The sequence below is a fragment of the Variovorax sp. SPNA7 genome, from assembly GCF_033807855.1.
Taxonomy (GTDB): Bacteria; Pseudomonadota; Gammaproteobacteria; order Burkholderiales; family Burkholderiaceae_C; genus Variovorax; species Variovorax beijingensis.
Map to the genome: position 1 here is coordinate 3,178,617 of NZ_CP138513.1, position 18,870 is coordinate 3,197,486.

The following is an 18,870-nucleotide window of genomic DNA, read 5'->3' on the forward strand; positions in this document are numbered from 1 at the left end:
GGGCAGGTGCTCATGCGGTTGCCCCCTGCTTCAACGGCTGCCGCTGCCGTGGTCGACGGGCGATGCGCCCTGGAAGGCGCGCACCGCATCGATGAGCCGCGTGCGCTCGAACTCGGGATGCAGCCGGTAGCGCACCAGGTGCTCGCCCACGAAAAGAAGCGTGACCGACAGCGGCGTCAGCACGTTCGCGAGCAATGACCAGGCCGAAAAAGGCAGCGTCAGGTACACCACGATCGACGACACCACCACCAGCGCGAAGTACACGGTCCAGATGCGCGTGAGCGTTGTCGTGTAGGCCAGCATCTGGCCCTTGAGCGGATGCACGCGCTGCGCGAACTGGGTGATCAGCGGCAGGCCGGGCCCGCGCAGCGAGGCGCCGAACCAGCCGCACAGGAGGCCGTTGATGGCGACGTGCTGAAACACATAGAGCCGGTTGGTGTCGCCCGCCTCACCCAGGAACACGAGCGCAAAGCCCCCGATGCCCAGCAGCAGGGCCGCAGCGAAACCCCAGCGGCCGAACTTGCTCGCGGCAAACCCCATGGCGGCCAGCCAGAGCGGACCGAGCAGCACCACCACGGCCCACGGCTCGGTGGGGTGGAACAGCATCATCCAGTGAGAGAGACCGGCATAGGCCACTCCCACCAGCAGCAGGAGCGCCAGTCGCCATCGAGACATGGATCAGGAAGCGCTGCGATGCTGGGCGACGTGGGTCGCGAGCGTGCGCAGCGACTGGAAGATCTGCTGGTTGCGCTCGTCGTCCGAACGCAGCTGGAAGCCGTAGCGCCGGGACACTTCGAGCGCGACTTCGAGGATGTCGATGGAATCGAGGCCCAGGCCTTCGCCGTACAGCGGATCGGTGGGCACGATGTCTTCGGGCGCGACTTCGAGATTGAGCGCGTTCACCAGCAGGACGGCCAACTCTTTTTCAATCGGCGACTGTTCAGATGAATCGCCGGCGGCGGGAATGGGGGGCTGAGCAGTCGATGACAAAAAAACCTCCTGAAACTTTTTCCGTAACTACCTCGGGGGCCGTGGATTATAGGAGGGCAGCTTGATTAGACTGCCCGCTTCGATACGACCCGGAGCCCTTCATGGCCGACCCCCTTCTGATCGCGCGCCACGACCCCATCGAGTGCGCCCTGCTGCCCAGCCTGGCCAACCGCCACGGCCTGATCACCGGCGCCACCGGCACCGGCAAGACGGTCACCCTGCAGACCATGGCCGAAAAGCTCTCGGGCATCGGCGTTCCCGTGTTCATGGCCGACGTCAAGGGCGACCTGACCGGCATGAGCCAGAAAGGCAGCATCGGCGAAAAAATGGCGGCCACGCTGAAGGAACGGGGCATCGAACTGCCCGAATCGCAGGCCTGCCCCGTCACCCTGTGGGACGTGTTCGGCGAACAGGGCCATCCGGTGCGCGCCACCGTCTCCGACATGGGCCCCCTGCTGCTGGGCCGCATGCTCGACGTGAACGAAACGCAGGCCGGCGTGCTGAACCTGGTGTTCAAGATCGCCGACGACAACGGCCTGCTGCTGCTCGACCTGAAGGACCTGCGCGCCATGCTGCAGTACGTGGGCGAGAACGGGAGCCAGTTCACCACCGAGTACGGCAACATCAGCGCCGCCAGCGTGGGCGCCATCCAGCGCGGCCTGCTGCAGATCGAGACCCAGGGCGGCGACAAGTTCTTCGGCGAGCCGATGCTCAACATCGCCGACTTCATGCAAACCGTGGGCGGCAAGGGCGTGGTCAACATCCTGGCGGCCGACAAGCTCATGAACTCGCCGCGGCTCTACGCCACCTTCCTGCTCTGGATGCTGTCGGAGCTGTTCGAACAACTGCCCGAGATCGGCGACCCCGAGCAGCCCAAGCTCGCCTTCTTCTTCGACGAGGCCCACCTGCTGTTCAACGAGGCGCCCAAGGCGCTGGTCGAGCGCATCGAGCTCGTGGTGCGGCTGGTGCGCTCCAAGGGCGTGGGTGTGTACTTCGTCACGCAGAACCCGCTGGACATTCCGGATTCGGTGCTGGCCCAGCTGGGCAACCGCGTCCAGCATGCGCTGCGCGCCTTCACCCCGCGCGACCAGAAGGCCGTCAAGGCCACGGCCACCACCATGCGCCAGAAACCGGGCCTGGACATCGAAACCGCCATCACCGAGCTTGCGGTGGGCGAGGCGCTGGTGAGTTTTCTCGACGCCAAGGGCCGCCCGAGTGTGACCGAACGCGTGTTCGTGGTGCCGCCCGGCAGCCAGATCGGCCCCGTCACGGCCGCGCAGCGCCAGGCGGTCATTGCCAATTCGCTCGTCGCCGGCGTGTACGAGAAGACCGTGGACCGCGAATCGGCCTACGAAAAACTCAAGGGCCGGGCCGAAACCGCACCCGATGCGCCGCCGGCCAAGACGGCAGGCGGCGGCAAGGGTGCGGCCGAAGCGTCCGAAGGCAGCAGCATGCTGAACGACCTGCTCTTCGGCAGCACCGGCACGCGCGGCGGCAAGCGCGACGGCCTGGTGCAGACCATGGCCAAGTCGGCGGTGCGGACCATGGGCACTTCGGTCGGCAAGGAAATCCTGCGCGGCGTGCTGGGCGGCATCTTCGGCGCCAAGAAGCGCTGAGCCAGCCTTGGGCCGCTGACGGCTACCAGCGCAGCAGGCGCGGTCCGAGCACGGCGCCCGCCAGCACGGGGAGCGCGATGCCGCTCACGTACCAGACCGCGAGGAAAGGTGCCGTCAATTCCACGCAGTGCAGCGCGTAGACCGCCGCACCCACCCCGCCGGCCAGCGCGCCGGCGGCCGCACCGGCCAGTGCCGGCCGCGTGGGCGCCAGCCCCTTCAGGGCCAGCAGTGCCGCCGCGAAGACCGGCAGCGCCATGAGCCCGATGCTGAGCGCGCAAACGCGCCACGACTCGCCCATGAGCAAGGGCATGCGCTCTTCGGCCGGCGCGTTGAACCAGGCCAGCGCCGCCATCACCCACACGGCAAGCACCGGCACCGCAATGCCGATCCAGGCGCGCCGCACCGGCACGCCCGGCCGCGCGAGGCGCTGCACCGCCACGAAGGCGGCCGCCGCAATGCACAGCGGAAACAGCACCTTGATCCAGAACATCGGCCAGAACATGGCTTGCACCAGGTCGCGGCGCAATCCGTATTCGGTGAACAGGATCGCGAACGACAGGGGCAGCCCGGCGGTCAGCGCAAGCACCAGGCGGCGCCCTGCGGCGCGGCGCGGCGCGGCCGTGGCGCCGGTCGCCAGCATGGCCACGAGATCGTCGGTTTTCATGGCGCCTTGCTCCTGAGCCTGGCGGCAAGCGCCTTGAGTCCGCGGTGGATGCCCACCTTCACGGCCGATTCGGACATGCCGGTCAGGCTTGCCGTCTCGGCCACCGAGAGGCCTTCGAGCTTCACGTGCACGATCGGCAGGCGCTGGCGTTCCGGCAGGGTCTGCAGCAGGCCGCCCAGGTCGCGCCGCGCATCGCTGGCGTCGATGGCCGATTCGGCGAACACCGCCAGGTCGTCGTCCAGCGGGTCATGCAGCGCTTCGCGCGCGGACTTGGCGCGCAGCAGGTCGATCATCTTGTAGCGCGCAATCGCATGCACCCAGGCCGTCAGCGGCTGGTCGCTCTGGTAGGTGTGGCGCTGGTTGTGCATGGCGAGCAGGCATTCCTGGACAAGGTCTTCCACTTCATCGGGCCAGCCGAACAGGCGCTTGCCCAGAAAGGCGCGCAGATGCGCGCTGAGTTTTTGCAGAAATTCGCGATAAGCGGCGGCGTCGCCGTCGAGGCCGCGCAGGAACAGGCTGCGCAGCGCGGCTTCGGCGTCGCTCATTCGCGAACTGCTGTCCATTGTGTTTCGTGCCATCGGACCGGCTGGTTACAGCCCTTTCGGAAAAAAGATCCCGCCGGATTGTGCCGTGCCCGGCGCAGACGCCGGAGGCGTCCTCGGCTAAGCTCGCCCGAACCCATGGAAGGAGCGCCCCATGCAACCTGCCAGCCCGTGCCTTCGTGCCCCTGAACCGTCCGCCGCCCGGAGCTGACGCCGATGCTGGCCGGACTGGTTTCGCATCCCTGGGCCTACCCGGCGCTGGAGACGGTGCACATCGTCGGCATCGCGCTGCTGTTCGGCGGGCTGCTGGTGTTCGAATTGCGCGTGCTCGGCCTGGGCCGGGAGTTGCCGCAAAGGCAGTTGGCACACCTGACGCTGCTGCCGGCGCTCGTCGGCTTCGGGCTGTGCGCCGCCACCGGCCTCACGATGTTTTCGACGCAGCCCGGCGAGCTGCTGGCCAATTCCGCCTTTCGCATCAAGCTGTTCCTGATCGGCCTGGCGGGCGCCAATGCCGTCTGGTTCCATGTTCGAGGCGGCCTGGCCGCCACCGGCGCGATGTCCAGGGTGCAATGCCTGCTGTCGTTGGGGTTTTGGCTCGCTGTCATCATCTGCGGGCGTTGGATTGCCTACGTCTGAGCAAGGAGACCGAGATGATTGAGAGACGCTTGTTCGTTGCCGGTTCGCTGGGCCTGGCCCTGCCCTCCTGGGCGCACCATGGATGGAGCAGCTTCGACCAGGACCGCCCGCTCTACCTGGAGGGGCGCGCGACCAAGGTCATGTGGCGCAATCCGCATGGCGAGGTGGAGCTCGAGCTGTCCGAAAACCCCTCCCTACCGGCCGACCTGAAGCAGCGTCCGCTGCCCAGGCAAAGCGCGAACGTCGACGGCCCCGCGCTGCTGGCCAAGGCGCAGCTGCCGACGCGGCGCGACCGCAAGTGGCTGGTCGAGCTGGCGCCGCTCACGCGGCTGCAGGCCTGGGGGGTCGAGGAGATCAAGCCCGGCACCCCGGTGGCCGCGCTGGGCTTCACCTTCACCGGCGAAAAAGGCGATCCGGTGCTGCGCGCCGAATACCTGTTCGTCGGCGGCAAGGCCTACGGACTGCGGTCCTCGCCGGCCTGATCGGCGCACCGGCCGCGGCGGCCATCGCCGCGGCCCCCCGGCGGCATTGACGACCTTCGCGCCCTGCTTGCCAGCCGCGCGAGTGATCGGTACATTGCATTTTTTGAGGGCCTCCAATGTCCGCAGATAGCACAGCGACCCCTTCTGAAATTCCCGAGATTTCCGCGATCCCCGCCGTCCCTGCGACTTCAGCGATCCCCGTCTCACCCCTTCCCCCGCTCCATCCTTCCTCGTCGACCGGCCACATCCGGCTGACCTCCCATGCCGGCGGCTTCGGCGCGTTGCCCATCCGCTGGGGCGCGGCCACCGCCGCCGAGCGCGGGCCCGTGGTCGGCACCACCACGAAGCGGGCGCATCGCAACGTCATCGGCACGCACAGCGGCTCCTACAGCGTCTATCGCGCGCTGGCCGTGGCGGCCGGCGCCCTCAAGCGCGAGCACAAGGCCGACCTGACCAACACCGCGCCCACCGACGTGATCGGCCCGTACCCGCAGTGGAGCGAGCCCGGGCGCATCGTTTCGCTCGACCCCTGGGGCGCGCTGGTGGCCGATGTGTTCTCCACCGAGCTGGCGGCGGGCTACGACATCCGCCCGACCATCGCGATCACCAAGGCCCACGTGATCCTGCCCGAGGTGATCGAGGCGCTGCAGAGCGGCCGCCTCAAGGCCGACGGCCACTTTCTCACCGCCGGCGGCGCAGCCATGGTGACCAAGGCCGCCATCGAGCCCGTGTGGTACCTGCCCGAAGTGGCGCGGCGCTTCGGCTGCTCCGAAACCGACCTGCGCCGCACGCTGTTCGAAGAGACCGGCGGCATGTACCCCGAACTCGTCACGCGTTCCGACCTCGAGGTGTTCCTGCCGCCCATCGGCGGGCAGACGCTCTACATCTTCGGCAATCCGCGCGACCTGGCCAACCCCGAGGTCGAACTGACGGCACGCATCCACGACGAATGCAACGGTTCCGACGTGTTCGGCTCCGACATCTGCACCTGCCGCCCCTACCTCACGCACGCCATCGAGGAATGCATCCAGGGTGCGCAGCGCGGCGGCGTGGGCCTCATCGCCTACTCGCGCAAGGAGGGCCGCGCGCTCGGCGAAGTGACCAAGTTCCTGGTCTACAACGCGCGCAAGCGCCAGGTGGGCGGCGACACGGCCGACCAGTATTTCGCGCGCACCGAGTGCGTGGCCGGCGTGCAGGACATGCGCTTCCAGGAGCTGATGCCCGACGTCTTCCACTGGCTCGGCATCAGGAAGATCCATCGGCTCGTGTCGATGAGCAACATGAAGTTCGACGCCATCACCGGTTCGGGCATCGAGATCGGCGAGCGCGTGAACATTCCCGACGAACTGATTCCGGCCGACGCCCGCGTCGAGATGGACGCCAAGATGGCCGCCGGCTATTTCACGCCCGGCCCGGTGCCGGATGCCGAGGAACTCAAGAAGGCCAAGGGCCGGGGATTGAGCGAATGAGCGACACCAAGCAAAACAGCAGCAGCGACTACCTGCCCGCCGACGGCTCGGGCAGCCTGCCGCCGGGCAGCGCGGGCGAGATCGATCCGGCGATCGAGTTCGCTCCCGACACCAGCCATCCCGCAGGCGCCGCCACGGTGCTGCGCACCACCGCCGCCATCCGCGAGCGCGCGGCCGCCCTGCTGGCGCGCGCGCGCCGGGGCGAGTCGCAGTGGTTCCGCATCGCCGGCAGCGACGTGCTCGAAGACGCGGCGCGCACCGTCGCCGAAGTCACGCGCGAACGCTATCCCTGGGACACCATCCCGTACCACAGTCGCTGGCGCCACTTCGAAGCCGGCGGCGTCGACCGGCTGAAGCAACTCGACGATTTGCTCGGCAAGCGTGTCGATGCCCGGCAGCGCGCCAGCGCGCACATCGACCTCGTGCTGGTGAGCGTGCTGCTCGATGCCGGCGCCGGCCCCGGCTGGCACTACACCGAGCCCGCCACCGGCGAGCGCTTCACGCGCTCCGAGGGCCTGGCCATTGCAAGCTTCCATGCCTTCACGAGCGGGCTGTTCTCGTCCAACCCCAACCATCCGCTGCAGGCCGATGCCGCCGGCCTGCGCGGCCTGGTGACCGACCGGCTCGGCGACGCCTTCCAGGTCAGCGACGTCAATCCGCTGGTGGGCCTGGCCGGCCGCGCGGTGCTGCTGCGCCGGCTCGGCGAGGCGATGAGCGAGCAGCCCGAGACCTTCGGCGACGAGGGCCGGCCCGCCGGCATGTTCGATGCGCTGGTCGCCCCGTTCGGCGCGGCCGCGCCGCCCACGGCCGAGATCACCGCGCACCAGATCCTCTCGCTGCTGCTCGAGACGCTCTCGCGCATCTGGCCCTCGGCCAACGCCATCGACAGCATCGCGCTCGACGGCAGCGACACCACGGGCGGCATCGGCTCGAGCGACCCGGCGCTCGCGCTGGGCGACTGCTGGCGCCACAGCGCGGTGCGCGGCCCGGGCCTCACCAACGGCTGGATGCCGTTCCACAAGCTGTCGCAATGGCTGACCTACTCGCTGCTCGAACCCTTCGAGCGGGCCGGCGTGAAGGTGCGCCACCTCGACGCGCTCACCGCTTTGCCCGAATACCGCAACGGCGGCCTGCTGATCGACAGCGGCGTGGTCGTGCCGAAGGACCCGGCCTTTCTTTCGCGCACCTGGAAAGCCGGCGACGAGTTCATCGTCGAATGGCGTGCCCTCACCGTGGCGCTGCTCGACGAACTGGCGCCGCGCGTGCGCAAGATCCTCGACCGCACCGCGGAAGAGCTGCCGCTGGCCTGCGTGCTCGAGGGCGGCACCTGGGCCGCGGGCCGCGTGCTGGCACAGCGCTTGCGTGACGGATCGCCGCCGCTCCTGATCGAAAGCGACGGCACCGTCTTTTAGACTCGCGGGTCCATTCAGCAACGGCAGAAAAAAATCCAATGAGCAACGTCCACCTCGTCGACCACCCCCTCGTCCAGCACAAGCTCACGCTGATGCGCCGCAAGGACGCCTCCACCAACAGCTTCCGCCGGCTCCTGAACGAAATCAGCATGCTCATGGCCTACGAGGTCACGCGCGACATGCCGATGCAGGACATCGAGGTCGAGACCCCGCTCGAAACCATGCAGGCCAAGGTCATCGACGGCAAGAAGCTGGTGCTGGTGTCGATCCTGCGCGCGGGCACCGGCATCCTGGACGGCATGCTCACCGTGGTGCCGGGCGCTCGCGTCGGCCACATCGGCCTGTACCGCGACCCCAAGACGCTCACGGCCGTCGAGTACTACTTCAAGATGCCCGGCGAAATGGAGAACCGCGACGTGATCGTGGTCGACCCGATGCTGGCCACCGGCAACTCGGCGGTGGCCGCAGTCGAGCGGCTCAAGGAGCTCAATCCCAAGTCGATCAAGTTCGTCTGCCTGCTCACCTGCCCCGAAGGCCTGGCCACCATGCAGAAGGCCCACCCCGACGTGCCGGTCTACACCGCCGCGATCGACCGGGAGCTCAACAGCCATGGGTACATCCTGCCCGGGCTGGGCGACGCCGGCGACAGGATTTTCGGCACCAAGTGAGGCCCCGGCGGCCGACACGCTGTCCCTCGGGCAGCGACAAGAAGATTTCCATACCTCGAGGAGAAGCACCGTGACAGCACGCCGTCAGTTGATCATTCGTTCCGCCGCCATTGCCGCAGCAGCGCTTGCGGCCGGCGCGCCGAGCCTCGCGCTCGCGCAGGCCAAGCTCAAGGTGGCGGCGGTGTACACCGTGCCCTTCGAGCAGCAATGGGTGGGCCGCATCCACAAGGCGCTCAAGGCGGCCGAGGCGCGCGGCGAGATCGAATACAAGGCCACCGAGAACGTCAGCAACGCCGACTACGAGCGCGTGATGCGCGAGTACGCCACCGGCGGCAACCAGTTGATCCTCGGCGAGGTGTTCGGCGTGGAAGCGGCGGCGCGCAAGGTCGCGAAGGACTTTCCGAAGGTCGCCTTTCTCATGGGCTCTTCGCTCAAGCCGCAGGCACCCAACTTCAGCGTGTTCGACAACTACATCCAGGAGCCGGCCTACCTGAGCGGCATGGTGGCCGGCGGCATGACCAAGACCAACCGCATCGGCATGGTCGGCGGCTTTCCGATTCCCGAGGTGAACCGGCTCATGAACGCCTTCATGGCGGGCGCGAAGGAAACCAACCCCAAGGTCGAATTCAGCGTGAGCTTCATCAACAGCTGGTTCGATCCACCCAAGGCCAAGGAAGCGGCCTTCGCGATGATCGACAAGGGGGCAGACGTGATGTACGCCGAGCGCTTCGGCGTCTCGGACGCGGCCAAGGAAAAAGGCAAGCTCGCCATCGGCAACGTGATCGACACGCAGGCGCAGTACCCCGATACGGTGGTGGCTTCGGCGCTGTGGAACTTCGAGCCTTCGGCCGACCGCGCGATCAAGCTCGTGAAGGAAGGCAAGTTCACCGCCGAGGACTACGGCCCCTACTCGATGATGAAGCACAAGGGCTCCGAACTCGCGCCGCTGGGCACCTTCGAGAAGAAGGTGCCGGCGGACATCGTCGCCAAGGTCAAGGCCAAGCAGGCCGACATCCTCGCGGGCAAGGTCACCATCAAGGTCGACGACTCGCAGCCCAAGTCGACCGCGAAGTGAAGGGGCCGATGACGATGCGCTGGCGTTCTCTTCTCACGGCCGGCGTGCTGGCCTTCGGCCTGGCCGGCTGTGCCGGTGTCTACAAGAGTCCCGCCGCCGACCGCAGCGTGCGGCTGGACGACACGCCGCGCATCGCGGTGATCTCGGCCTTCCAGCCCGAGCTCACGCTGCTGCTGAACCGGCTCCAGCGGCCGGCGAAGCACAGCGTCAACGGCGTCGAGTTCACCACCGGCACGCTCGAAGGCAAGCCGGTCGTGCTGTTCCTCTCCGGCATCAGCATGACCAACGCGACGATGAACACGCAGCTGGTGCTCGACCGCTTTCGCGTCACCCACATCGTGTTCAGCGGCATCGCGGGCGGCGTGAACCCGCAGCTGCATGTGGGCGACGTCACGGTGCCCGCGCAATGGGGCCAGTACCTCGAGGTGCTGATGGCGCGCGAAACCGCGCCGGGCAAGTTCATCGCGCCGCCCTTCATCACCGACGCCACGCTGCCCAACTTCGGCATGATGCATCCGCGCCCGGTGGAAGTGCGCTCCGCGGCGCATCCGCAGATCGTGCGCAAGTTCTGGTTCGAGGCCGACCCGAAGATGCTCGAGGTGGCGCGCAGCATCCGCAGCGTCGACCTCGCGAACTGCAGCGCCGGCAAGTGCCTGGCGCGCAAGCCCCAGCTGGTCATCGGCGGCAACGGCGTCTCGGGCCAGGCCTTCATGGACAACAAGGCCTACCGCGAATACACCTACAAGACCTTCCAGGCCAACGTGCTCGACATGGAAACGGCGGCCGTGGGCATGGTGGCCTACAGCAACGGCGTGCCCTACATCGCCTTCCGCTCCCTCAGCGACCTGGCGGGCGGCGGCGAAGGCGAGAACGAGATGGGCACCTTCATGGGCATTGCGGCCGACAACTCGGCCAAGGTGATGCTGGCGTTCCTGGCTGCGTGGAAGTGACCGGCGCTCCTGTTCTGCGCCTGCAGGGCATCACCAAGCGCTTCGGCACCCTCGTCGCCAACGACGCCATCTCGCTCGACCTGCAGGCGGGCGAAGTGCTCGCGCTGCTGGGCGAGAACGGCGCCGGCAAGTCGACGCTCATGTCCATCCTGTTCGGCCACTACGTCGCGGACGAAGGCAGCATCGAAGTCTTCGGCGCGCCGCTGCCGCCGGGCAATCCCAAGGCGGCGCTGGCCGCGGGCGTGGGCATGGTGCACCAGCACTTCACGCTGGCCGACAACCTCAGCGTGCTCGACAACGTGATGATGGGCACCGAGCCGCTCTGGCGCCCGGTCTCGCGCCGGGCGGCCGCACGCGCGAAGCTGCTCGAGGTGGCACGGCGCTTCGGCCTGCCGGTGCAGCCCGACGCGAAGATCGGCAGCCTCTCGGTCGGCGAGCGGCAGCGCGTCGAGATCCTGAAGGCGCTGTACCGCGGCGCGCGCATCCTGATCCTCGACGAGCCGACCGCCGTGCTCACGCCGCAGGAAAGCGAAGCCCTGTTCGCCACGCTCGCGCAAATGGTCGCGCAGGGCCTGTCGGTGATCTTCATCAGCCACAAGCTGGGCGAGGTGCTGCGCGTGTCGCAGCGTATTGCGGTGCTGCGCGGCGGCAAGCTGGTGGCCGAGGCGCGCACCGCCGAGACCACGCAGGCGCAGCTCGCACTCTGGATGGTCGGGCATGCGGTGGAGGCGCCGCAGCGCCGGCCCGCCAGGTCGGTGGGCGACGCGGTCTGCGTGCTCGACCATGTGAGCACGGCGTCGGACAAGGACCAGGGACAGAACCGGCTGCGCGAGGTGTCGCTCACGCTGCGCGCCGGCGAAATCACCGCCATCGCGGGCGTCTCGGGCAACGGCCAGGTGGCGCTGGCCGAACTGCTGTGCGGCACGCGCCGCGCCACCTCGGGCACGGCCCTGCTGATGGGCCGCGCGCTGCCGCCCTCGCCCGCCCGGCTGGTGCAGCGCGGCGTCGCGCGCATCCCCGAGGACCGACACGCGGTCGGCGTGGTCGGCGACTTGCCGGTGTGGGAGAACGCGGTGTCGGAGCGGCTGCGCAGCCCGGTCTTCTCGCGCTGGTCCTGGTTCGTGCGGCGTGCGGCCGCGCGGCTGCATGCACGGCGCATCGAAAAGGCGTTCGACGTGCGCGGCGCGGGGCTGATGGCGCCGGCCCGTTCGCTTTCGGGCGGCAACATGCAGAAGCTGATCCTCGGGCGCGCGCTGCTGGCGCCCGAGCAGGACGAAGAAGACGCAGAGAACAAGAAATACCCGACGCGCGCGCCGCGCCTGATCGTCGCGCACCAGCCGACCTGGGGCCTCGACATCGGCGCCGTCGCCTACGTGCAGCAGCAGCTGATTGCCGCGCGCGATGCCGGTGCGGCGGTGCTGGTGATTTCCGACGACCTCGACGAAGTGCTCGCGCTCGGCGACCGCGTGGCCGTGATGCATGGCGGCCAGCTCGGCGAAGCGCGCCCGGCCGCGGCATGGACGCGCGAAGCCATCGGGCTGGCGATGGCCGGCGCGGCGGCGCCGCCGCAGCAGCAACGCGCAGGGGCCACGCCATGATGCGGCTCGAACGGCGCCACCAAAGCTCGCGCGCCGCACTGGTGCTGGCACCCATCGGCGCAGTGGCCTTCACCATGGTGGTGAGCGCGCTGCTCGTGCTCTGGGCCGGCGCACCGGTCGGCCGCACCTACGCATTGTTACTGCAGGGCGGCTTCGGCTCGGTGTTCGCGTGGAGCGAAACGCTGACGCGCGCCATTCCACTGATCCTCACCGGCTTGGCCGCGACCGTCGCCTTCAAGGCGCGGCTTTTCAACATCGGCGCCGAAGGGCAGCTGTTCGCCGGCGCCCTCGCGGCCGTGGCCGTGGGCGGCATGCATGGCGGCACCGGCTTCGAGCTGCCGCCCTGGCTGCTGTTCCCGCTGATGATGCTGGCCGCCGCCGCGGCGGGCGCCCTGCTGCTGCTCGGCCCGGCGCTCATGAAGAACAGGCTCGGCGTCGACGAGGTGGTGACCACGCTGCTGATCAACTTCATCGTGCTGCTCGGCGTGTCGGCGCTGCTCGACGGGCCGATAAAGGACCCGAGCGCCATGGGCTGGCCGCAGAGCGTGTCGCTGCAGTCCGAGCTCGAGCTCGGCAAGCTGGTCGCGCAGACGCGCGTGCACACCGGGCTCGTCTGGGCCGTGTCGCTCGCGGTGATGGTGTGGGCGATCTTCAAGTACACGGTGCTGGGCTTCGACATCCGCGCCGTGGGTGCCAATGCGCGCGCCGCCGCCTTTGCCGGCGTGCCGGTGACGCGCACGGTGGTGGTGGTGGCGCTGCTCTCGGGTGCGCTGGCCGGCCTTGCGGGTGCCATCGAAGTGGCGGGCCGCACCAGCTATGTCACGCTCGACATGTCGCCGGGCTACGGCTACACCGGCATCGTGATCGCGATGCTCGCGGGCCTGCATCCGCTGGGCGTGATCGCCGCGGGTGTGTTCGTGGCCGGCGTGCTGGTCGGCGCCGACACCATGAGCCGCGCCGTGGGCGTGCCAACCTACATCGCCGACGTGATCGTCGCGGCCTCGCTGGTCGCGGTGCTGGTGGCGACGCTGCTGACGCAATACCGGGTGCGGGTGAAATGACCGACCTGCTCGACATCCTCGCCAATCCGGCGTTCTGGGTCGCGGTGCTGCGCATCGCCACGCCGCTGATCCTCGGCACCCTCGGCGTGCTGCTGTGCGAGCGCGCGGGCGTGCTCAACCTCGGCATCGAGGGAATCATGGTCGCGGGCGCCTTCACCGGCTGGCTCGCGGTGTATGCCGGCGCGCCGCTCTGGGCCGGCGTCGGCGTGGCCGCGCTCACCGGCATGGTGTTCGGGCTGCTGCATGCCTTTCTCACGGTGGGACTGGCGCTGTCGCAGCACGTCTCGGGGCTGGGCATCACGCTGCTGGCCACCGCGCTCAGCTACTTCGGCTACCGCGTGAGCTTTCCGAAGGTGAACACGCCGCCGACCATCACGCCCTTCGCACCGATGGAGTGGCTGCCGGTGCCCATCCTCAATGCGCAGACCGCGCTCACGCTGTTCGCGCTGCTGCTGGTGCCGGCCATCGCCTGGGTGCTGTACCGCACGCCGCTCGGACTCGCGGTGCGCATGGTGGGCGAGAACCCGCAGGCGGCCGAGAGCCAGGGCGTGTCGGTCGCGGCCACGCGCACCGGCGCCATCGTGGCGGGCTCGGCGCTGATGGGCGTGGCCGGCTCCTTCCTCACGCTCTCGGCCTTCAACGCCTTCTTCTTCAACATGGTGAACGGCCGCGGCTGGATCTGCGTGGCGCTGGTGGTGTTTGCCTCGTGGCGGCCGGGCAAGGCCTTGCTCGGCGCGCTGCTGTTCGCATTCTTCGATGCGCTGCAGCTGCGGCTGCAACAATCGGGCGATGCCGTGCTGCCCTACCAGATCTACCTGATGCTGCCGTACCTGCTGTCGATCCTCGCGCTGGTGCTGGTGGCACGCAAGGCCAGCTATCCGCAGGCGCTGATGAAACCCTACCGCAAGGGGGAGCGCTGATGACCAAGACAAGCGCTGCCACCCTGCTCGCGGCTGTGTTGCTGTCGCTTGGCGGCACGAGCGCATGCGCACTCGGCAGCGACTACAGCTACGACAGCTTCAAGACGCCCGACGCGGTCAGCTGGGTGCAACTGTGCGGCACCTGGGGACCGAACCGCCAGGGCACCTACCGCGTGGTCCATGCCGACCAATACGCCCAGTCCTTTCTCTATGTGCAGTGGATGGCGCGCGACGCCAACGGCAGCCTGCATGCCGCGCACACCGCCGCCATCGCCGAACTCGGCAACGACCATGCGGAAATCGCCCTTGCCGATCTGGGCTGCCGCGCCACGCCGCGCGGCATCGTGGTGACGGCGCGCGCCACCTCCGGCCATGACGACAAGCTGCGCCGCGTGACCATCGAGGTGGGTCCGGCGCCCGGCCAGTACCGGTTTCGGGCGCAGCGCACGCGCTGAGCGAACTTCCTTCCCGGCCACTCGCGCAGCGCCGTCAGCGCGACCGAAAATCCCCGCATTCGCCTTCGGAGACCCTCACGATGCTCGACCTCCTGATCACCAACGCCACCCTTCCCGACGGCCGCTCGGACATGTCGATCGCCGTGCAGGGCGGCCGCATCGCCGAAGTCACCGCCGGGCTCGACGCGCTAGCGCTCGAAAAGCTCGACGCCCAGGGCCTGCTCGTTGCGCCGCACTTCGTCGATCCGCACTTCCACATGGATGCCACGCTGAGCTACGGCCTGCCGCGCATCAACCAGAGCGGCACGCTGCTCGAAGGCATTGCGCTGTGGGGCGAGCTCAAGCCGCTGCTCACGGCCGAGGCGCTCATCGAGCGTGCGCTGGCATATTGCGACTGGGCGGTGGCCAAGGGCCTGCTGGCCGTGCGCTCGCATGTGGACACGAGCGACCCGAGCCTGCTCGCTGTCGATGCGCTGCTCGAGGTCAAGCGCAAGGTCGCGCCCTATCTTCACCTGCAGCTCGTGGCCTTTCCGCAGGATGGCGTGCTGCGCTCGGCAGGCGGCGTGGACAACCTGAAGCGCGCGCTCGACAAGGGCGTGGACGTGGTCGGCGGCATTCCGCATTTCGAGCGCACCATGGCCGATGGTGCCGCCAGCGTGAAGCTGCTGATGGAGCTGGCGGCCGAGCGCGGCAAGCTGGTCGACATGCATTGCGACGAATCGGACGACCCGCTCTCGCGCCACATCGAAACCCTGTCTGCCGAGACCTGGCGCCTCGGCATGCAGGGCCGCGTGACGGGCTCGCACTGCACCTCGATGCATTCGATGGACAACTACTACGCGAGCAAGCTGCTGCCGCTGATCGCGCAGAGCGGCGTCAGCGTGGTTTCCAACCCGCTCATCAACATCACGCTGCAGGGCCGCCACGACAGCTATCCCAAGCGCCGCGGCATGACGCGCGTGCCCGAGCTGATGGCCGCCGGCGTGAACGTCGCCTTCGGCCACGACTGCGTGATGGACCCGTGGTACGGCATGGGCTCGGGCGACATGCTCGAGGTGGCGCACATGGGCCTGCATGTGGCGCAGATGACCAGCCAGGCCGGCATCCGCCAGTGCTTCGACGCGGTGACCACCAACGCCGCGCGCGTGATGCACCTCGAAGGCTACGGTCTCGAGGCGGGCTGCGACGCGAGCTTCGTGCTGCTGCAGGCGCGCGATCCGGTCGAGGCGATCCGGCTGCGCGCGACGCGGCTCAAGGTGTTCCGCAAGGGGCGCCTGCTGGCGGAAACGCCGGCCGCGACGGCCACGCTGCATTTGCCGGGCCGCGCGCAGTCCACCAGCTGGATGAGCCGCAAGTCCTAGCGTCTCAGGCTTCGGGCGCGATCGCCTCGGCGTACTCGTAGAGCGCACCCAGGATCTCCTCGCCCCGCTCGTCCGCGGTTTCGGACAGCGCATCGACTTCGCTGAACAGCATCTCGATGGTGCGCGCGCCGCCCTCGCCCTTGAAGAGCCGCGCGACGCGCAGCGCCTCCCAGCGTTCGGCTTCTTCCGGGCTGAGCAGCTCGGGCCAGTTGCGGGCGCGGTAGCGAAAGAGGATTTCCTCGAGCCGCCCGTCGTCGAAACCGGTGCGGTCCTTGGCGAGCTCCTCGGGCGACAGCGCGCGCAGCTGGTTCAGGCGGCGCCGGTCGCCGTTGCCGACGAAGCCGCCGTAGAGGTCTTCGTCGACATCGGGCACTGCCTCCTTGGGCCGCGCATACACCTGCGACCAGATGGCGCTCATGTCGGGCAGGTCGCGCGCAATGGCCGCGTGGCGCAGCGCCGCATCGAGGTCGACGTTCCACCGCTCGGCCATCGCGGGTGCCAGGGTGCGCAGGTTGCCGACCACCATGGGCGACTTGTTGAGGTGGATGCCCTTGACCGGCAGGCGGACCACGCCTTCGGGCAGGTCGGCGGTGCGCGTGAACAGGCGCAGGCGCAAGGTCTCGACGTCGAGGTCGCGCAGCTCGCTGGGGTCATGGGCCAGGTCCCAGGCGATCAGTTCGTTCTTGTTGGTCGGATGGCTCGCGAGCGGCCACATCACGCCGAGGCAGCCGCGCTCGACCGGGAACATGCCCGACACATGCAGGAACGGCCGCGCCGTCTCGCGCATGGCCGGCAGGCCGAGCTCGCTGGCGACGCGGTCCTTCTTGTGCAGGCCGAAGGCGAATTCGAAGAGCTTGGGCTGGCGTTCGCGAATGAGCCGCGCCAGCGCGATGGTGGCGCGCACGTCGGACAGCGCATCGTGCGCGGACTCGTGCAGCAGGCCGTTGGCGCGCGCCAGGTCCTCGAGCTTGAAGCTGGGCTTGCCGTCTTCCTTCTTCGGCCACTCGATGCCCTCGGGCCGCAGCGCGTAGGTCAGGCGCACCACGTCGAGCAGGTCCCAGCGGCCGCAGTCGTTCTGCCATTCGCGGGCGTACGGGTCGATGAGGTTGCGCCAGAACAGGAAGCGCGTGACCTCGTCGTCGAAGCGGATGGTGTTGTAGCCCACGCCGATGGTGCCGGGCTGCGAGAAGGCCTTCTCGATCTGCGCGGCAAAGGCGTGCTCGGGAATGCCGCGCTCCAGGCAGAGCTGGGGCGTGATGCCGGTGATCAGGCAGGCCTCGGGGCTGGGCAGGTAGTCGGGCGCCGGCTTGCAATAGATCATCAGCGGCTCGCCGATCTCGTTGAGCTCGGCGTCGGTGCGGATGGCGGCGAACTGCGAAGGCCGGTCGCGGCGCGGCACGGCGCCGAAGGTTTCGTAGTCGTGCCAGAGAAAGGTGTGGTTCATTCAGAGCAAGGGAGAGAACAATCGTGCAATCGCGTCGCCGAGGCGGCGCCAGAAACTCTGCGGCCGATGGGCGCGCACCGCGCCGGAGCTGTGCAGGTCGGTCTCGAACTGCGCAGCCAGGGGGCGTGCCAGCTCGGGGCCGTAGACCACCGCGCTCACTTCGAAATTGAGCCTGAAGCTGCGGTTGTCGAAATTCGCGGTACCGATCATCGCGCAATGGTCGTCGACCACCAAGGTCTTGGAATGCAGCATGCGCGCCTTGTACTCCCATACCTTGACTCCCGACGCAATCAGCTCGTCGAAGTAGGAGCGCGCGGCCGCGCTCACAATGGCCGAATCGCTGCGCCGCGGCACCAGCAGGCGCACGTCCACGCCGCGCAGCGCCGCGCTGGTGAGCGCCATCATGGCGGGCTCGCCGGGCACGAAGTACGGTGTTGTGAGCCAGGCCCGCTCGCTCGCCGAATGGATCGCCTCCACATGCATGCGGTGGATCGGTTCCAGCATGTTGTCGGGGCCGCTGGTCACGATCTGCACGGGAATGTCGCCGGCCTCGACCTGCGGCAGCATGGCGCCCATCAGGTGGTCGATGTCACGGAGATCTTCGCCGGTGGCATAGGTCCAGTCCTCCAGGAAGGTGGTCTGGAGCCAGCGCACCGCGCTGCCCTCGATGCGCAGGTGGACGTCATGGTAGGCGTCGGGCCGGGTGCGCTTGTCTTCCTCGTCGGTGATGTTGACGCCGCCGGTAAAACCCACGCGGCCGTCGCACACCACGATCTTGCGGTGGGTGCGGTAGTTGGTCACCGGGCGCAGGCGGCGGCCGATGCGCGTGTCATGGAAGAGCGCAACCTGCACGCCCGCGGCATGCAGCGGCGCCATGAACTTGCGGCCGATGCGCTTGGAACCCAGCGCGTCGAGCAGCAGGCGCACGGACACGCCCTCCCGTGCGCGCTCCACCAGCAGGTCGCGCAGCGCGGTGCCGATCTTGTCGGGCTCGAAGATGTAGTACTCGAGATGGATGTGGTCGCGTGCCGCACGCACCGCGTCGAAGATGGCGTCGAAGGTGCGCGCACCGCCCGAGAGCAGCGCCACGCCCGTCGCGCTGGACACCGGCAGTCCGCAGGCCGCGGTGCCCAGCCGCGCCATCTGCTGCAGCGCCGGGGGCGCGTTCTGCGCCGCATCGCGCAAGCGCGCCAGGTCGGCCTGGGTGTGCGCGCTGGCGCGGCTGCGCAGGCGCTTGACGCGCTGCTTGCGCAGGCGCTGCGGCCCGAGGAAGTAATAGATGACGAAGCCCGCGAACGGCAACAGCGCGAGCGACAGGATCCAGCTCATGGTGGACACCGGCGCGCGCTTCTGCATCACGATCCAGACCGACAGCACGGCGATATAGCCGCTCCAGGCCAGAGAGAGGCCGGTTTTCCATTCCTGACTGAGCTCGGGGAGGATCAAAGTGAAACTGCGTACGGATAGATTCCGGCCAAAAAAAAGCCGGCAGCGAATGCTACCGGCCTTTTGGGTACCGCCAGGAAC

General features: G+C 68.5%; 19 protein-coding genes. 13 read left to right on the forward strand and 6 right to left on the reverse strand.

The genetic code is table 11. The annotated features are described in order from the left end of the window. Positions 1 to 30 precede the first annotated feature (30 nt). The gene (locus RZE77_RS14885; RefSeq protein ID WP_319438142.1) at positions 31 to 675 is read right to left on the reverse strand and encodes a COG4648 family protein; all 645 of its coding nucleotides are present in this window, start codon (positions 673 to 675) and stop codon (positions 31 to 33) included. A gap of 3 nt (positions 676 to 678) precedes the next feature. After that, positions 679 to 990: a phosphopantetheine-binding protein gene (locus tag RZE77_RS14890; RefSeq protein WP_124959537.1), complete on the reverse strand. Its 312-nt coding sequence runs from the start codon at positions 988 to 990 to the stop codon at positions 679 to 681. A gap of 101 nt (positions 991 to 1,091) precedes the next feature. Here RZE77_RS14890 and RZE77_RS14895 point away from each other — a divergent pair, with 101 nt between their 5' ends. Beyond that, the gene (locus RZE77_RS14895) at positions 1,092 to 2,606 is read left to right on the forward strand and encodes a helicase HerA-like domain-containing protein (protein WP_319438143.1); all 1,515 of its coding nucleotides are present in this window, start codon (positions 1,092 to 1,094) and stop codon (positions 2,604 to 2,606) included. A gap of 22 nt (positions 2,607 to 2,628) precedes the next feature. Here RZE77_RS14895 and RZE77_RS14900 read toward each other — a convergent pair whose 3' ends face one another. Both RZE77_RS14900 and RZE77_RS14905 read right to left on the reverse strand, forming a co-directional pair. Further along, positions 2,629 to 3,270 (reverse strand): DUF1109 domain-containing protein, encoded by a 642-nt coding sequence (locus tag RZE77_RS14900; protein WP_319438144.1) that lies wholly within the window; start codon positions 3,268 to 3,270, stop codon positions 2,629 to 2,631. Beyond that, positions 3,267 to 3,815, reverse strand: a complete 549-nt coding sequence (locus RZE77_RS14905) for a sigma-70 family RNA polymerase sigma factor (RefSeq protein WP_021007465.1) — start codon at positions 3,813 to 3,815, stop codon at positions 3,267 to 3,269. Before RZE77_RS14905 ends, RZE77_RS14900 begins: the two co-directional genes overlap by 4 nt. 213 nt (positions 3,816 to 4,028) lie before the next feature. Here RZE77_RS14905 and RZE77_RS14910 point away from each other — a divergent pair, with 213 nt between their 5' ends. From RZE77_RS14910 to RZE77_RS14965, 12 genes are all read left to right on the forward strand, one after another. After that, positions 4,029 to 4,448, forward strand: a complete 420-nt coding sequence (locus RZE77_RS14910; protein ID WP_319438145.1) for a hypothetical protein — start codon at positions 4,029 to 4,031, stop codon at positions 4,446 to 4,448. Between the two features lie 14 nt (positions 4,449 to 4,462). Beyond that, a complete protein-coding gene (locus RZE77_RS14915) occupies positions 4,463 to 4,930 on the forward strand; it encodes a DUF6152 family protein (protein WP_319438146.1) in 468 nt (155 codons plus the stop codon). 116 nt (positions 4,931 to 5,046) lie between these two features. Continuing rightward, positions 5,047 to 6,399 carry a GTP cyclohydrolase II gene (locus tag RZE77_RS14920; RefSeq protein WP_319438147.1) on the forward strand — a complete coding sequence of 451 codons (1,353 nt, stop codon included), beginning with the start codon at positions 5,047 to 5,049 and terminating at the stop codon, positions 6,397 to 6,399. Then, positions 6,396 to 7,811 carry a URC4/urg3 family protein gene (locus tag RZE77_RS14925; RefSeq protein WP_319438148.1) on the forward strand — a complete coding sequence of 472 codons (1,416 nt, stop codon included), beginning with the start codon at positions 6,396 to 6,398 and terminating at the stop codon, positions 7,809 to 7,811. Before RZE77_RS14920 ends, RZE77_RS14925 begins: the two co-directional genes overlap by 4 nt. Positions 7,812 to 7,849: 38 nt before the next feature. Then, the gene (gene upp / locus RZE77_RS14930) at positions 7,850 to 8,479 is read left to right on the forward strand and encodes a uracil phosphoribosyltransferase (RefSeq protein ID WP_012747768.1); all 630 of its coding nucleotides are present in this window, start codon (positions 7,850 to 7,852) and stop codon (positions 8,477 to 8,479) included. A 70-nt stretch (positions 8,480 to 8,549) separates the two neighbouring features. Continuing rightward, a complete protein-coding gene (locus RZE77_RS14935) occupies positions 8,550 to 9,554 on the forward strand; it encodes a BMP family protein (RefSeq protein WP_319438149.1) in 1,005 nt (334 codons plus the stop codon). A gap of 8 nt (positions 9,555 to 9,562) precedes the next feature. Continuing rightward, a complete protein-coding gene (locus RZE77_RS14940) occupies positions 9,563 to 10,504 on the forward strand; it encodes a 5'-methylthioadenosine/S-adenosylhomocysteine nucleosidase (protein ID WP_319438150.1) in 942 nt (313 codons plus the stop codon). Further along, on the forward strand, positions 10,501 to 12,102 hold the full coding sequence (locus tag RZE77_RS14945; protein ID WP_319438151.1) for an ABC transporter ATP-binding protein: 1,602 nt from the start codon (positions 10,501 to 10,503) through the stop codon (positions 12,100 to 12,102). Before RZE77_RS14940 ends, RZE77_RS14945 begins: the two co-directional genes overlap by 4 nt. Further along, positions 12,102 to 13,163 (forward strand): ABC transporter permease, encoded by a 1,062-nt coding sequence (locus RZE77_RS14950; protein WP_319442362.1) that lies wholly within the window; start codon positions 12,102 to 12,104, stop codon positions 13,161 to 13,163. The genes RZE77_RS14945 and RZE77_RS14950 overlap by 1 nt, the downstream gene beginning before the upstream one ends. Further along, positions 13,160 to 14,083 (forward strand): ABC transporter permease, encoded by a 924-nt coding sequence (locus RZE77_RS14955; RefSeq protein WP_319438152.1) that lies wholly within the window; start codon positions 13,160 to 13,162, stop codon positions 14,081 to 14,083. Before RZE77_RS14950 ends, RZE77_RS14955 begins: the two co-directional genes overlap by 4 nt. Continuing rightward, the gene (locus RZE77_RS14960) at positions 14,083 to 14,538 is read left to right on the forward strand and encodes a hypothetical protein (RefSeq protein ID WP_319438153.1); all 456 of its coding nucleotides are present in this window, start codon (positions 14,083 to 14,085) and stop codon (positions 14,536 to 14,538) included. Before RZE77_RS14955 ends, RZE77_RS14960 begins: the two co-directional genes overlap by 1 nt. A gap of 80 nt (positions 14,539 to 14,618) precedes the next feature. After that, a complete protein-coding gene (locus RZE77_RS14965) occupies positions 14,619 to 15,899 on the forward strand; it encodes an amidohydrolase family protein (RefSeq protein WP_319438154.1) in 1,281 nt (426 codons plus the stop codon). 4 nt (positions 15,900 to 15,903) lie between these two features. On the opposite strand, the gene sbcB is transcribed toward RZE77_RS14965, so the two are convergent. Then, complete coding sequence (sbcB, locus tag RZE77_RS14970) at positions 15,904 to 17,343, reverse strand: exodeoxyribonuclease I (RefSeq protein WP_319438155.1); 1,440 nt, start codon at positions 17,341 to 17,343, stop codon at positions 15,904 to 15,906. Beyond that, on the reverse strand, positions 17,344 to 18,789 hold the full coding sequence (gene cls, locus RZE77_RS14975) for a cardiolipin synthase (protein ID WP_319438156.1): 1,446 nt from the start codon (positions 18,787 to 18,789) through the stop codon (positions 17,344 to 17,346). It abuts the gene before it with no gap. Positions 18,790 to 18,870: the final 81 nt, after the last annotated feature.

What these genes read in the sequence shown, in the direction of transcription:
- RZE77_RS14885 (WP_319438142.1), bottom strand. Translation starts at nt 675, where the DNA reads ATGTCTCGATGGCGACTGGCGCTCCTGCTGCTGGTGGGAGTGGCCTAT.
- RZE77_RS14895 (WP_319438143.1), top strand. Translation starts at nt 1,092, where the DNA reads ATGGCCGACCCCCTTCTGATCGCGCGCCACGACCCCATCGAGTGCGCC.
- RZE77_RS14900 (WP_319438144.1), bottom strand. Translation starts at nt 3,270, where the DNA reads ATGAAAACCGACGATCTCGTGGCCATGCTGGCGACCGGCGCCACGGCC.
- RZE77_RS14905 (WP_021007465.1), bottom strand. Translation starts at nt 3,815, where the DNA reads ATGAGCGACGCCGAAGCCGCGCTGCGCAGCCTGTTCCTGCGCGGCCTC.
- RZE77_RS14910 (WP_319438145.1), top strand. Translation starts at nt 4,029, where the DNA reads ATGCTGGCCGGACTGGTTTCGCATCCCTGGGCCTACCCGGCGCTGGAG.
- RZE77_RS14915 (WP_319438146.1), top strand. Translation starts at nt 4,463, where the DNA reads ATGATTGAGAGACGCTTGTTCGTTGCCGGTTCGCTGGGCCTGGCCCTG.
- RZE77_RS14920 (WP_319438147.1), top strand. Translation starts at nt 5,047, where the DNA reads ATGTCCGCAGATAGCACAGCGACCCCTTCTGAAATTCCCGAGATTTCC.
- RZE77_RS14925 (WP_319438148.1), top strand. Translation starts at nt 6,396, where the DNA reads ATGAGCGACACCAAGCAAAACAGCAGCAGCGACTACCTGCCCGCCGAC.
- upp (WP_012747768.1), top strand. Translation starts at nt 7,850, where the DNA reads ATGAGCAACGTCCACCTCGTCGACCACCCCCTCGTCCAGCACAAGCTC.
- RZE77_RS14940 (WP_319438150.1), top strand. Translation starts at nt 9,563, where the DNA reads ATGACGATGCGCTGGCGTTCTCTTCTCACGGCCGGCGTGCTGGCCTTC.
- RZE77_RS14950 (WP_319442362.1), top strand. Translation starts at nt 12,102, where the DNA reads ATGCGGCTCGAACGGCGCCACCAAAGCTCGCGCGCCGCACTGGTGCTG.
- RZE77_RS14955 (WP_319438152.1), top strand. Translation starts at nt 13,160, where the DNA reads ATGACCGACCTGCTCGACATCCTCGCCAATCCGGCGTTCTGGGTCGCG.
- RZE77_RS14960 (WP_319438153.1), top strand. Translation starts at nt 14,083, where the DNA reads ATGACCAAGACAAGCGCTGCCACCCTGCTCGCGGCTGTGTTGCTGTCG.
- RZE77_RS14965 (WP_319438154.1), top strand. Translation starts at nt 14,619, where the DNA reads ATGCTCGACCTCCTGATCACCAACGCCACCCTTCCCGACGGCCGCTCG.
- sbcB (WP_319438155.1), bottom strand. Translation starts at nt 17,343, where the DNA reads ATGAACCACACCTTTCTCTGGCACGACTACGAAACCTTCGGCGCCGTG.